The sequence below is a fragment of the Streptomyces sp. NPDC094034 genome (genome assembly GCF_040303865.1).
Taxonomy (GTDB): Bacteria; Actinomycetota; Actinomycetes; order Streptomycetales; family Streptomycetaceae; genus Streptomyces.
In genome coordinates this window covers 32,855-46,478 of the sequence record NZ_JBEOUD010000017.1, presented here as the reverse complement: position 1 = coordinate 46,478, position 13,624 = coordinate 32,855, and the positions used below count along the sequence as shown (strand labels likewise).

The window sequence follows — 13,624 nt, the reverse complement described above, 5'->3', positions numbered from 1 at the left end:
TTCAGACGGCCGTACGGCCACCGCCGACCAGACGCGGCAGCATCCGGAAGCCGATACCGCCGGCGATCATCGTCGCGGCGCCGATCAGCAGGAACGTGGTCTCGGCGGCGCCGGTCTCCGCCAGCTCCTCCTTGGGCGCACCCTGCTGGACCGGCTGCGAGCCGACACTGTCGGTGTCGGTGTTGTCGCCACCCGTGGTCGCGCCACCGGTGGACCCGCCGTCGTTGCCGCCGCCGGTCGTGGTGGAGCCGCCGTCCGTGGCGCCGCCGTCGGTGGTCCCGCCGTCGTTGCCGCCGCCGGTCGTGCCACCGTCCGTGGTCCCGCCGTCGTTGCCGCCGCCGGTCGTACCACCGTCAGTGGTGCCACCGTCCGTGGTCCCACCATCGGTGGTGCCGCCGTCGGTCGTACCGTCCGTGGTGCCACCGTCCGTGGTGCCACCATCGGTGGTCCCGCCGTCCGTGGTCCCACCATCGGTGGTGCCACCGTCGGTCGTACCACCGTCAGTGGTGCCACCGTCCGTCGTCCCACCATCGGTGGTGCCGCCGTCCGTGGTGCCGCCGTCGGTGGCCCCGCCGTCCGTCGTCCCACCGTCGGTCGTACCACCATCGGTCGTCCCGCCCACGGTCGTGCCGACCGTCGCGCCGCCGTCGGTGGTCCCACCGTCCGTGCTGCCACCCGTGGTGTCGTCGTTGCCGATACCCAGACCGACATCGGCGATCGGAGTGGACACGCCAATACCGACGGCCTGAGCGGCGCCCGCGATGGTCAGTGAGGCACCCGCGGCGATCACCGCGCCGGCCGCCACACGTGCCACGCGGATCCGCGTCTTCTTGGTCATCTGCCTGCTACCCCCAGTAGCTCATTCGTCAGTGGTGCAGCGTCCGGGGCAGCGGCCGCTGGGGGTTCGCGTACTCCGCCCCCGGTCTCACGCGCCCCGAATTACGCATGCCACGCGCCAGCGTCGCCGGTTTTCATATACGCGTCAAGGTCGTTGCGCGTGCGATGACCGATATCGCGTCAGTTGTCCGACGTGCGGGGATGCAACTGTGACGTAAAAGGGAACTGCCGTCCCACGAACGGCAGTTCCCTTGTCGACAAAGCGCGAATTTACTTGTCCTGCTGCTTGCGCCAGCGAATTCCGGCTTCCAGGAATCCGTCGATCTCACCATCGAGCACAGCCTGCGGATTGCCGACCTCGAACTCCGTCCGCAGGTCCTTGACCATCTGGTAGGGGTGCAGAACGTAGGAACGCATCTGATTGCCCCAGGAGTTGCCGCCATCGCCCTTGAGCGCGTCCATCCTGGCCTGCTCCTCCTGACGGCGGCGTTCGAGCAGCTTCGCCTGGAGGACGTTCATGGCGCTCGCCTTGTTCTGGATCTGGGAGCGCTCGTTCTGGCAGGAGACCACGATGCCGGTCGGGATATGCGTGATACGGACCGCGGAGTCGGTGGTGTTGACGCCCTGTCCGCCGGGGCCCGAGGCGCGGTAGACATCCACGCGCAGCTCGGACTCGTCGATCTCCACATGGTCGCTGGACTCGACGACCGGGAGCACCTCGACGCCCGCGAACGAGGTCTGCCGACGGCCCTGGTTGTCGAACGGCGAGATCCGGACCAGGCGGTGCGTGCCCTGCTCCACGGAGAGCGTGCCGTACGCGTAGGGCGCCTTGACGACGAAGATGGTCGACTTGATGCCGGCCTCCTCCGCGTACGACGTCTCGTAGACCTCGGTCGGATAGCCGTGCCGCTCGGCCCAGCGCAAATACATCCGCTGAAGCTGCTCGGCGAAGTCGGCGGCGTCCACGCCACCAGCCTCGGCCCGGATATTGACCAGCGCCTCGCGCTCGTCGTACTCGCCGGACAGGAGGGTACGGACCTCCATCTCGTCCAGCGCCTTCCTGACCGACATCAGCTCGGACTCGGCCTCGGCGCGGGTGTCCGCGTCATCCTCGGCCTCGGCCAGCTCGAAGAGCACTTCCAGGTCGTCGATGCGCCCGCGCAGCGCCTCGGTCTTGCGGACCTCGGCCTGCAAGTGCGAAAGCTTGCTGGTGATCTTCTGCGCCGCCTCGGGATCGTCCCAGAGGGACGGGGCCGCGGCCTGCTCCTCAAGCACGGCGATGTCTGCCCTCAGTTTGTCGAGGTCCAGGACGGCCTCGATCGACCCCATGGTCGAGGAGAGGGACTTCAGCTCTTCGGATACATCGACGACTGCCACGGCACCAGCCTAACGCCTAACTTTTGGGGGCTCGGTTCGCCTCCGGGGCGCCTTATGCCGACGTCGACGGTCGACCGTGCTCGATTCGCTCGTTCCTCACGAACCTCCGCGCGCTCTCCCTTTCGACGCCGACGCGCCCCTTCGGCTCACTCGCCACCGGAAAGAGGTCACCCGGAACACGAGGGCACCCGAACCCCGTCCGTCGAGTGGCCGGGCCCCCGGACGTCCGGACCGTACCCGCACCCCGCGCACCGCACAACGCGCTACGGCGACGTCGTCTGCCCGGACTCCCCCGGCGCCGACGCGTCGTCCTCGCCCATCGCGAGCCAGCCCCCCACCCCCAGCGCGGCCGCCAGCAGCACCCCGACCGCGCCCAGCCTGATCCGACGCTTCCGCACCGCCTCCGCCTTGTGCCGCGCCGATCCCGGCCGCCGCTGCCCAGGGGACCGCGGCGCCCGCGCCGTACCCCGCGCCCCGCCCGCCAGCTCGTCCGGCCCCGGCACCCGCATGCTCGTATGCGTGTCCCGGTTGGAGTCGGGCACCGCGCCGGGGACAAGCGGAACCGCCCCCCTCCGTCGCGGCTCCTCCGGCGCCGAGTGCGCCGAGTGCCCGGCCGACGCCGACGATCCCGGCTCCTCGTAGGGCCGCTCGGTGGGCTCCGTCTCCGGCTCGTCCACATCCAACGGCGGAATGCCCGCGAGCGTCGGCAGCTGCTCCCGCAGCCGCGTCGCCAGCTCCGAGGCGCGCAGCCGGGAGGCCGGGGCCTTCGCCAGGCACTGGACGAGCAGCTGCCAGAGTTCCTCGGGGATACCGGGCAGCGGTACGACGGTCTCGGTGACATGCCGGCGCAGCACCGCCCCGGGGTGGCCACCGCCGAACGGGGTGAAGCCGGCCAGCAGCTCGTACAGGACGGTGGCCAGCGCGTAGATGTCGACGGCCGCACGCGGTGGCAGGCCCTCCACGATCTCGGGGGCGAGATAGTCGGGGGTGCCGATGATCTTGGACGCCTTGGTGCGCCGCGGGGTGTCGATGAGTTTGGCCACACCGAAGTCGGTGAGCAGCGCGGGGTGCGCGCCGCCGGGACCGAGCGGGCCCTCCATGTCGAGCAGGATGTTCTCGGGCTTGACGTCGCGGTGGACGACCCCGGCGGCGTGCGCGGCGGCGAGCCCGTCGGCGACATCCGCGATGATCGCGACCGCGGCCTCGGGGGCGAGCCGGCGCTCGCGGTCGAGGCGGGTACGGAGATCCGTACCGCGGACCAGCTCCATGACGAGCGCGAGGTCGTTGCCGTCCACGACAAGGTCACGGACGGCGACCACCCGGGGGTGATCGAGCCCGAGCAGGGCGGTGCGCTCCTGGACGAAGCGTCCGACCAGCTCCTGGTCGGACGCGAGGTCCTCGCGCAACAGCTTGATGGCGACGGGGCCCTCGGGCCCTTCCCCGAGCCACACCGTGCCGGCACTGCCCCGTCCCAGGATCTGGTGGGCGGTGTACCGGCTGCCGATATTCCGTGCCAAGACTGCTCCCTCAGCGGCTGGCGTTGCCCCTCAAAGTACGCGGGTATCGGGGTGCTCCGTGCCCTGGTCGGGACCGTCACCCCCTTCGGCGGGGGGAAATGACACGATCCGGGAGATTCATCCCCGCACAAAGGTCGTCCGCGCCGCACAAGAGCGGCCCCGGCGCGCCGGGACCGGTCAGCGTCCCGGCGCCGCGTCACCCGTCCCGGACCCGTGTCATCCGTCCCGGAACCGTGTCACTGTCCCGAGGTCGTACCGCCCAGCTGCGAGATCCAGTCCGTCACCGTCGAGATCGCGTCACCGATCGCGGTCCAGTAGCCCTTGCCCTGGGCCACCCAGTCCTGAAGCGGTGTCAGCTCCCAGATGAGCCAGCCCGCGACGAAGAGCAGGACCAGCGTGAACAGACAGCCCTTGAGGCAGCCCAGGCCCGGGATCCGCATCGGATTGGCGCTTCGCTGGCGAGGCTCGCGCTGCTGGCGAGGGGCCGGTGCCTGCGGAGGCGGCGGCTGTGGCGGCGCGTACCGCTGCTGCGGGGCCGGGGCGTACGGCTGGTGCTGCTGCGGGGGCGGCGCGTACCGCTGTGGTGGCGGCTGGTGCTGGGGCGCCCGCGGGGGCGGCTGATGCGCGGGCGGCTGCTGGGGCTGCCGCTGCGGGCGGCGGCGCAGCGGGTCCTGGCTCGGGTCGAGGTACTGGACCTGCGTCTGCTCGTTGCGGTCGCGGGCGGCCCGCATCTGGCCCTGCCAGGGGTGCGGGCCCTCGGGGTCGGCCGGTACGGGCGGCATGACCGAGGTCGGGTCCGCGGCGCCGGGGCCGGTCGAGGGCAGGACGCTGGTGGCCGCGGCCGGGTCGTACGAGCCCGCGCCACTCGGCAGGACCTGCGTCGGGTCGGCCGCGCCCGGCAGCTCGGGCACCGGCGCGGGCGCCGGGTCGGGCGCGAGGAGCGCGCCGACGCCCAGCGCGGCGTCGACCTGGGCGGGCGTGGAGTGCACGCCCACACCGGCGGCGACGGTCCGCAGTCCGCGGGCCAGGTTCTCGGCGCTCGGCCGTTGGTCGGGGTCCTTGCGCAGGCAGCGCTCTATGACCGTCCAGAGCGGCTCGGGCACGGTGGTGGGCCGGCGTGGCTCCTCGCTGAGATGGCGGTGGAGCACTTCGAGCGCGGTCGCGCCGGCGAACGGCGGACGCCCCGTGACCAGCTCGTACAGCAGGATGCCCGCGCCGTAGATGTCGACGGCGGAGGTCTGCGGACGGCCCTCGGCGGACTCCGGCGCGACATAGGCGGGGGTGCCGACGAACTCGTGCGTGCGGGTCAGTCCCGGGGAGTCCGCGAGGCGCGCGATACCGAAGTCGGTGAGCATCGGGTGCAGCCGCTCGCCGTCGTTCTTGAGCAGCACGTTGGCGGGCTTGAGGTCGCGGTGCACGACGCCGTCGGCGTGGCTGGCGGCGAGCGCGTCCGCGATCTGGGCGGTCAGCAGGGCCGCCGCGACGGGACTGAACGGCCCGTTGTCGCGCAGATAGCGGTGCAGGTCGGGGCCGTCGACCAGATCCATGACGAGCGCCAGGAGATCGCCCTCGACCACCAGGTCGCGGGTCCGCACGATATTGGGGTGGGTGAGGCGGAGCAGTACGGAGCGCTCGCGCAGGAAGCGCATCACGATGTCCGCGTCGTTCGCCAGCTCCTCCTTGAGGACCTTGATCGCGACGGTCTCGCCGGGCTGGCCGGCCACGGCCGCCTCGGCGCCCGCGGTCTCTCGCTGACGGGCTCGCCAGACGGTGCCCGTGGCGCCGCGTCCCAGCGGCTCCTCAAGCAGGTACTTGCTGCCTACCGGCCGCACGTCATGCGCTCCCTGCTGGTCGTGGTCAACTCATGCCCCGGCCCCGCCGGGTCTCCGACCCACTCTAGACGGGCCGGGCAAGTCACCCGCCCGTCCGCTTCCCGTCCCGCTCCGGCCCCGCCCGATCCCGGTCGGATACGGCTCCGGTCCGACCGGACCCGGCCCGGGTCCGGTCGGGTTCGAAAGAAAGACGCTCGCATCGTACGGATGGTTGCCGGAGAGCGGGACGGACGACGTCACACCCGGTCCCAAGCCGTCTCGAAGCGGTTCACAAGCAGGCACTTTTGCGCCAACAGCCGACTATTCAAGATCACTTGTCGCCGGTCCCCGGGCGTGTTGTCAGTGGCAGGTGCGAGGATGCCCCCAGCACGTGACGAGTGGAGTGGGGATTCACACCGCCCCGTGCCGACCTGTACCGGACGACGCGTCCGTGCGCGGTGGGGGGAGATCAGCGGGTATTCCCCTGTCGGGCACCCCGCGCAGAAGGGACCGCTGACGGCGATGCAGATCCGGCTGACCGTCCTCGCGCCGCGCAGCGGCCATGCCGCCGGGCGCGCGTGCGACGTGCTCGTCACCGCCCCGGCGGGGACGGCGCTGGCCGCCGTCGCCTCCGGGCTCGCCACGGCCGTCTCCGGCCCCGACGCCTCCGGCTCCGTCGTCCTGTACGCGGGCCGCGAGCGGCTCGACGCCCAGCGCCGCACCCTCGGCGAGCCGCCGCTGATCGACGGCGCGGTGCTCTCCCTCCAGGTCCCCGGCGAGGACGACGCGCCCGCCGACGACGTCCCGGCCCAGCTGCATGTGGTCGCGGGCCCCGACGCGGGCGGGGTGCATCTGCTGCACGGCGGACAGATCAGGATCGGCCGGTCCGTCGAGGCCGATGTGCCGCTGGACGACCCGGACGTCTCCCGGCTGCACTGCGCGGTGACGGTCGGCGAGGACGGCCGGATCTCGGTCGCGGACCTCTGTTCCACGAACGGGACGACGCTGGAGGGCGTCGCGGTGGGCAACCGGCCGGTCCCGCTGCCGCCCGGCGCGCTGCTGCGGATCGGTGAGTCGGCGCTGCGGCTCACGGTCGGGGAGCGGGCGCCCGCGTTGCCGACGGCGCCGGACGGCGAGGGCCATCTGCGGATCGCGCGTCCGGGCCCGGACGGTCCCGGCGGAAGCGCGACGGAAGCGGCCGGCGGCCCGGGTCCGGAGGCGGGCGCGTACGGCACCGGCGGTTACGCCGCGGACGGTTCCGCGTACGGCACCGGGGGTTACGCGACGGACGGTTCCGCGTACGGCCCCTCGGATGTCTCGCCGGAGCCGCGGTACGGCGGCGCGCGGGGCGAGCCGGCCCCGGCCCACGGCCCGGCCGTACCGGGCGCCCGTGCCCCGGGGGACGGACCGGGCGAGGAGACCAGGAGCCGTGCCGAGGGCTTCACACCCCGCGCGTACGGCGGCTCCGTCCCCTCCGGCGCGTCGAGCCGGGTCCTGGGGCCGCAGTACGGCAATCCGCCGGGCGCCCCGAGCATGCCGGACGCGCGCAGCGCCGAAACGCACTACGGCAGCCGCCCGACGGGGAGCTTCCCGGACGGGACGCACAGCAGGGCGGCGGCGCCGGACCCGGCGTACGGGACGGGCGCGGTCCCGGGCCCGGACGGGCGCGGGGCCGACGACGGCCCGCAGTCGCACAGCAGGACCTCCGGTTCGCGGCGGGAGGCCGACGGGGCGGAGGCATCGGACGCCGCGGCCAGACGGCGCGGCGGCATAGGCGCCTGGGCCCGGCGGCTCACCGGAAGCCGGGGCGAGGAGCTGTCGGAGTCCGGGACCGGCCCGCGGTCCGCCACGGGGACGAAGGCGCGCGCCCCGCGCGCGGAGACCTGGCCCGATCCGGCCGCGGTGCTGCTGACGGCGCTCGGTCCCGGCCCCCGACTGTGGGAGCGCGACAGCCGCCATCCCGAGGCGCTCGCCGTCCGGCTCGGCACGGCCGACCGGGCCGCCTCGGACGGCGGCGGGCCACTGCCCTCCGTGCCGGTCACCGTCGGCCTGCGCGAGGCCGGTTCGCTGGGGCTGGCGGGCCCCAGGGAGCGGCTGGCCGGGCTGGCCAGGGCCGTGGTCGCCCAGCTCGCCGCGCTGCACTCACCCGCCGATCTGGAGATCGTGCTGATCAGCACGGACCGTACGAGAAGCCTGGAGGAGCGCCGACGGGACTGGGGCTGGCTCGGCTGGCTGCCGCATGTACGTCCCACCCACGGCCAGGACTGCCGGCTGCTGCTCGCCTACGACCGCGAGCAGGCGACGGCCAGGACCGCCGAGCTGACCCGGCGGCTTGACGACGGACCCATGGGGCCCGGCTGGGCCTCGGCCGACCCGTGGACCATCACGGAGGCCGCCGCCCGCCACGACGGCCCGTACACGATCGTGATCGTGGACGGCGATCCCGGGACCGCCGCGCTGCGCGAAGCGACGGCGCAGCTGGCCGGGGCGGGCGCCGCCGCGGGTGTCCATCTCATCTGTCTCGCCGAGACGGACGCCGCCTCACCCCTCTCCCCGATCGCCGCGACCTACGAGATGGCGTGCGCGGCCTCGCTCCCCTTCCGCGAGTGCGGGGCCGTCGCCCTGCTGAGCGGTGATGTGGCGACCGCGTTGCGGCTGCTGCGCACGGCGGTGGGACAGCCCGCCGGGCATGGCACGATCGCCGTCGTGGACGCGGTCTCCGTGGCCTGGGCGGATCGTTTCGGACGGGCGCTCGCGCCGCTGCGCGCGTCGGCGGGAAACAGCCGCGGCCGGCCGGCGGCGGCGCTCCCGCGCTCCGCCAGACTGCTCGACGAGCTGGGGCTGGCGCGGGCCACCCCGGCGTCCCTGATGGCCCGTTGGGCGTCCGCCGCCGACCACACCGGCGACTGCACGGCGGTCCTCGGCGCCGGGCCGCGCGGCCCGGTGAGCGTCGATCTGACCGAAGAGGGCCCGCATCTGCTGATCGAGGGGCCGGCGGGGAGCGGCCGTACGGAACTGCTGCGCTCCGTCGCCGCCTCACTGGCCGCCGCCGGCCGCCCTGACCGGCTGGGCCTGCTGTTGGTCGACGGTGCCGGGGGCGAGCGCGGCGAGGGGCTGTCCGTCTGTACGGAACTGCCGCATGTGACCGAGCATTTGATCGCCTCCGACCCGGTCAGGATGCGGCAGTTCGCCCAGGCTCTGGGTGCCGAGCTGAAGCGGCGGGCCGAGTTGCTGGGGCGGCTGGACTTCACGGAGTGGCACAGTCGGCACGAGGGGGCGGAGCGGATAGTCGGCCGGCGCTCGCCGAGCGCCGCCGAGCAACGGGCGGGCAGGCGCGGCGAGTCCCTTCCCGACCCGCGCGGAACCGACGCGCGAGGAACCGACCTACGCGGAACCGATCCACGTGGAAGTGATCCGCGCGGAACCGATCCGCGCTCGCCCGACCCGCGCGCGAGTGATCAGCACGGTACGGATCCGCACCGCCCCGACCCGTACCGGACCGACCCGCACGCGAGCGGCACGCTCCGGCTCAGAACCACCTCGGCCCGTACGGAACAGTCACAGACGCGCCAGCGGCCCCAGGACCCCGCGCCCCTCCCCCGGCTCGTCGTGCTGGTCGACGACTTCGACGCCTTGGTCGCGCCCGCGCTCGGCAGCCCCGGACGGCCCGCGGCCGGTTCGGTCGTACGGGCCCTGGAGGCCGTGGCCAGGGAGGGCGAGCGGCTCGGCGTCCATCTGGTGGCCGCCTCGGCCCGCCCCGACCGTACGGTCGACACGGAGCTGGCCCAGGGCGCGCGGCTGCGGGTCGTGCTGGACGCGCCGCCCGTCGCGCCCTCCCCGGACGATCCCGCGCCCGGCCGTGGCCGGCTCGGGCATCCGGACGGCCGGGTCACGCCGTTCCAGGGCGGCCGGGTCACCGGCCGTATCCCGCGTACGGCGACGCTACGGCCCACGGTCGTGCCCCTGGAGTGGGAGCGGATGGGCGATCCGCCGGCCCGCCGGCCGGTCCGGGAGCTGGGCAACGGTCCGACGGATCTGGCGCTGCTCGCGAGCGCTCTCGAACGGGCCGCCCGATCGGTCAATGCCGTACCTGTCGCACCACTGACCCCGGCTCACCCCTGAAGGTCCCCGGACAGGGCATACGTCCGTCGTGGCACGTCACGAGCCCATCACGATCCCCCGCCCTACACCAGGATCGCTATTGCGGCGCCCGGTCACGCGGCGTAGGACTGTCCGCACGGGACGAGTGCAGCGTTGCCACGTCACGGCCGCGTCGCCGGTCCCGCATGCGTAGATCCGTACGCGCACGGGAGAAGAGACGGGGCAGTGATGCGCACAACTCGTAGAGCACTTAAGGCTCTTGGGAGCGGTAGGAACGGGCTCGGCACACGCCGGGCGGCCGTGGCGATCGTCGCCGCCGGCGCGGTGGCCCTCAGCGGCTGCAGTGGCGATTCGAGCGACGACAAGGAGTCGGGCGACAGCGCGAGCAAGGCACCCGCGGCCACGGTCCAACTGCCCAAGCTGGACGGCGAGAAGATCCAGGTCGCGGCCGTGTGGACCGGCCCCGAGCAGGAGAACTTCACCAAAGTCCTCAGCGAGTTCGAGAAGCGTACGGGCGCGACGGTCACCTTCGTCCCCGCGCAGGACCCGATCGTCAACTTCCTCGGGACGAAGATAGCCGGTGGCAGCCCGCCGGATGTCGCGATGCTGCCGCAGGTCGGCGCCATCCAGCAGGCCGTGGAGAAGAAGTGGGCCAAGCCCGCGGGCGCGGAGGCCAAGGCCCAGCTCGCGAAGAACTACGGCAAGGGCTGGCAGGACCTCGGCGCGGTGGACGGCACGCAGTACGGCGTGTACTTCAAGGCCGCCAACAAGTCGCTGGTCTGGTACAACAACGCCGCGTTCGAGAACGCGGGCGCCGTGGCCCCCAAGACCTGGCAGGACCTGCTGAAGACGGCCGAGACGATCTCGGCCTCGGGTGTCACCCCGGTCTCGGTCGCGGGCGCGGACGGCTGGACGCTCACCGACTGGTTCGAGAACATCTATCTCTCCCAGGCGGGCCCGGAGAAGTACGACCAGCTCGCCAAGCACGAGATCAAGTGGACCGACGGCTCCGTGAAGGACGCGCTCACCACGCTCGGTCAGCTCTTCGGCAAGCCGAATCTGATCGCGGGCGGTACGGACGGCGCGCTCCAGACGGAGTTCCCCGCGTCCGTCACCCAGACCTTCACCGGGGGCGACCAGCCCAAGGGCGCGATGGTCTTCGAAGGTGACTTCGTCGGCGTCAACATCGGCCAGACCGAGGCGAAGATCGGTACGGACGCGAAGGTCTTCCCGTTCCCGGCGGTGGGCCCCGACGCCCCGGTGGTGACCGGTGGTGACGCGGCCGTGGCGCTCAAGGACACCAAGGGCGCGCAGGCGCTGCTGACCTTCCTGGCGTCCACGGACGCCGCGAAGATCTGGGCGGAGGCGGGCGGTTTCGTCTCGCCGAACAAGTCCCTGGACCCCGCCGCGTACCCGAACGACGTCCAGCGCGACATCGCCAAGGCGCTGATCGCCGCGGGCGACAGCTTCCGCTTCGACATGTCGGACCAGATGCCGCAGTCGTTCGGCGGTACGCCCGGGGCGGGCGAGTGGAAGGCGCTCCAGGACTTCCTGAAGAACCCGAAGGACGTCGCGGCGATCCAGCAGCAGCTGGAGACGGCCGCGGCCAAGGCGTACACGAGCTGACGCGGTGAAGTCAGCGGTCACGGGGGGCGCCGCGACGGCGCCCCCCGGCAAGGGCAAACGCAAGAGCGTGACAGGCACACGTAAAATCGTCGCGGCGGGTTTCCTGCTGCCCGCGCTGGTGCTGCTCGGCGCGCTCGTGGTCTACCCCATCGGGTTCTCGGTCTACCGGTCGTTCTTCGACAAATCCGGTGACAGCTTCGCCGGGCTCGACAACTACATCGAGCTCTTCACCGACGACACCATCCTGACCGCGGTCAAGAACAACGCGATCTGGGTGGTGGTGGCGCCCACCATCGCCACCGCGCTCGGGCTGATCTTCGCCGTACTCACCGAACGAGTGCGCTGGAGCACGGCGTTCAAGCTCGTCATCTTCATGCCGATGGCGATCTCGATGCTCGCCTCGGGCATCATCTTCCGGCTCGTGTACGAACAGGACCCGGAGCGTGGCATCGCCAACGCGGTCGCGGTGGGGGTGCACGACACATTCAGCGAATCGGCGGGCTTCCCCCGAGCGCGTCCGCTGCCGGTGCATCCACTGAAACCGGCGGGCGGCGGCGCGTTCGTCACCAAGGAGCCGGCGAGCGCCGGGACCGAGGTCCTGCTCCCGCTGGTCGGGGTCGCGCCCGCGAAGATGCCGTCCGACGCGGCGCCTGCCAAGGCCGCGCGGACGGCGGACGGCCGGGTCACCGGCACCGCCTGGCTGGACTTCACCAAGGGCGGCGGCGGCAAGCCCAATGTCATCGACGCCCAGGAACTGGGCCTCAAGGGCATCAAGGTGGAGGCGGTCAAGGACGGCAAGGTCGTCGCGTCCACGACCGCCGCCGCCGACGGTACGTTCAGCCTGCCGGAGGCGGCCGACGGCGCGCAGCTCAGACTGCCCGCGGCGAACTTCAGGGAGCCGTACAACGGCGTGGACTGGCTCGGGCCCTCCCTGGTCACGCCCGCCATCATCGGCAGCTACATCTGGATGTGGGCCGGGTTCGCGATGGTGCTGATCGCGGCCGGGCTCGCGAGCGTGCCCCGTGAACTCATGGAGGCCGCGCGGGTGGACGGTGCCACCGAGTGGCAGGTCTTCCGCCGGATCACGGTGCCGCTGCTGGCGCCGGTGCTCGCGGTCGTCCTGGTCACGCTGATGATCAACGTACTGAAGATCTTCGACCTGGTCTTCATCATCGCGCCGGGCTCGTCCCAGGACGACGCGAACGTACTGGCGCTCCAGCTGTACCGCTCGTCGTTCGGTACGGACGCGGATCTCGGCGTGGGCAGCGCCATCGCGGTGCTGCTGCTCCTGCTGGTGATCCCGGTGATGCTGTTCAACATACGACGCATGCGAAGGGAGACTCGCCGATGACCACGAACGACGGTGCGATCAAGGTCAAGGCGAAGCAGCCCCTCGCGAGCAGGATCGCGGCCCGCGCGGGCGGCGGGGCGATGCGGGTCTTCCTGATCCTGGTGGGCCTGTTCTGGCTGATGCCCACGATCGGTCTGCTGATCTCCTCGCTGCGCGGCGCCACGGACATCAGCGCGAGCGGCTGGTGGCAGGTCTTCACCGCGCCCGCGCAGCTCACCACCGAGAACTACTCTCGGCTCTTCGACAACGACGTGATCACCAACTCGCTGCTCTCCACGATCCTGATCACCGTCCCGGCGACGGTCCTGGTCGTGGTGATCGGCTCGCTCGCCGGATACGCCTTCGCGTGGATGGACTTCCCGGGCCGCGACTGGTGGTTCCTGGTGGTCGTCGGGCTGCTGGTGGTCCCGGTGCAGGTCGCGCTCGTGCCGGTGTCGAAGCTGTTCGGCGCGGTCGGCATCTTCGAGACGACGTTCGGCGTGGTGCTCTTCCATGTCGCCTTCGGTCTGCCGTTCGCGATCTTCCTGCTGCGAAACTTCTTCGCGGAGATCCCGAGGGAGCTGCTGGAGGCCGCGCGGCTCGACGGGGCGGGCGAGATACGGCTGTTCGTACGGGTGGTGATGCCACTGGGCGGTCCCGCGATCGCCTCGCTCGGCATCTTCCAGTTCCTCTGGGTCTGGAACGACATGCTGGTCGCGCTGATCTTCGCGGACTCGAAGAACCCGCCGATCACCGTCGCGCTCCAGCAGCAGGTACGGCAGTTCGGCAACAACATCGACGTCCTGGCGCCCGGCGCCTTCGTGTCGATGATCATTCCGCTGGTGGTGTTCTTCGCGTTCCAGCGGCAGTTCGTGACGGGCGTGATGGCGGGAGCCGTCAAGTAACGTCATGGCCAAGGGTGTTGGCGGGGGAGGACGGGTCATGGGACGGCCCGCCTCCCCCGTCGCGCTGTCCGGCCGGACACCTGTTCCGCACGTCCCCCGTGGGCCGGCCGCGGCGTAACC

General features: G+C 72.1%; 8 protein-coding genes. 4 read left to right on the top strand and 4 right to left on the bottom strand.

From position 1 onward, the window contains the following. Position 1: 1 nt before the first annotated feature. The 4 genes from ABTZ59_RS17230 to ABTZ59_RS17215 form a co-directional block, all read right to left on the bottom strand. Positions 2-838 carry a hypothetical protein gene (locus tag ABTZ59_RS17230; protein ID WP_351397519.1) on the bottom strand — a complete coding sequence of 279 codons (837 nt, stop codon included), beginning with the start codon at positions 836-838 and terminating at the stop codon, positions 2-4. A gap of 269 nt (positions 839-1,107) precedes the next feature. Next, positions 1,108-2,214: a peptide chain release factor 2 gene (gene prfB, locus ABTZ59_RS17225; protein WP_351397517.1), complete on the bottom strand. Its 1,107-nt coding sequence runs from the start codon at positions 2,212-2,214 to the stop codon at positions 1,108-1,110. Between the two features lie 263 nt (positions 2,215-2,477). Then, positions 2,478-3,731, bottom strand: coding sequence for a protein kinase domain-containing protein (locus ABTZ59_RS17220; RefSeq protein WP_351397514.1), 1,254 nt, complete (start codon positions 3,729-3,731; stop codon positions 2,478-2,480). Between the two features lie 236 nt (positions 3,732-3,967). Then, the gene (locus tag ABTZ59_RS17215; protein ID WP_351397512.1) at positions 3,968-5,563 is read right to left on the bottom strand and encodes a serine/threonine-protein kinase; all 1,596 of its coding nucleotides are present in this window, start codon (positions 5,561-5,563) and stop codon (positions 3,968-3,970) included. Between the two features lie 501 nt (positions 5,564-6,064). Here ABTZ59_RS17215 and ABTZ59_RS17210 point away from each other — a divergent pair. The 4 genes from ABTZ59_RS17210 to ABTZ59_RS17195 all read left to right on the top strand — a co-directional run bounded on the left by ABTZ59_RS17210 (position 6,065) and on the right by ABTZ59_RS17195 (position 13,504). Beyond that, positions 6,065-9,664, top strand: coding sequence for an FtsK/SpoIIIE domain-containing protein (locus ABTZ59_RS17210; RefSeq protein WP_351397509.1), 3,600 nt, complete (start codon positions 6,065-6,067; stop codon positions 9,662-9,664). Positions 9,665-9,871: 207 nt separating this feature from the next. Further along, on the top strand, positions 9,872-11,269 hold the full coding sequence (locus ABTZ59_RS17205) for an ABC transporter substrate-binding protein (protein WP_351397506.1): 1,398 nt from the start codon (positions 9,872-9,874) through the stop codon (positions 11,267-11,269). Positions 11,270-11,336: 67 nt separating this feature from the next. Beyond that, complete coding sequence (locus ABTZ59_RS17200; protein ID WP_503003007.1) at positions 11,337-12,620, top strand: carbohydrate ABC transporter permease; 1,284 nt, start codon at positions 11,337-11,339, stop codon at positions 12,618-12,620. Continuing rightward, positions 12,617-13,504 carry a carbohydrate ABC transporter permease gene (locus ABTZ59_RS17195; protein WP_351397499.1) on the top strand — a complete coding sequence of 296 codons (888 nt, stop codon included), beginning with the start codon at positions 12,617-12,619 and terminating at the stop codon, positions 13,502-13,504. Before ABTZ59_RS17200 ends, ABTZ59_RS17195 begins: the two co-directional genes overlap by 4 nt. The last annotated feature ends 120 nt before the right edge of the window (positions 13,505-13,624 follow it).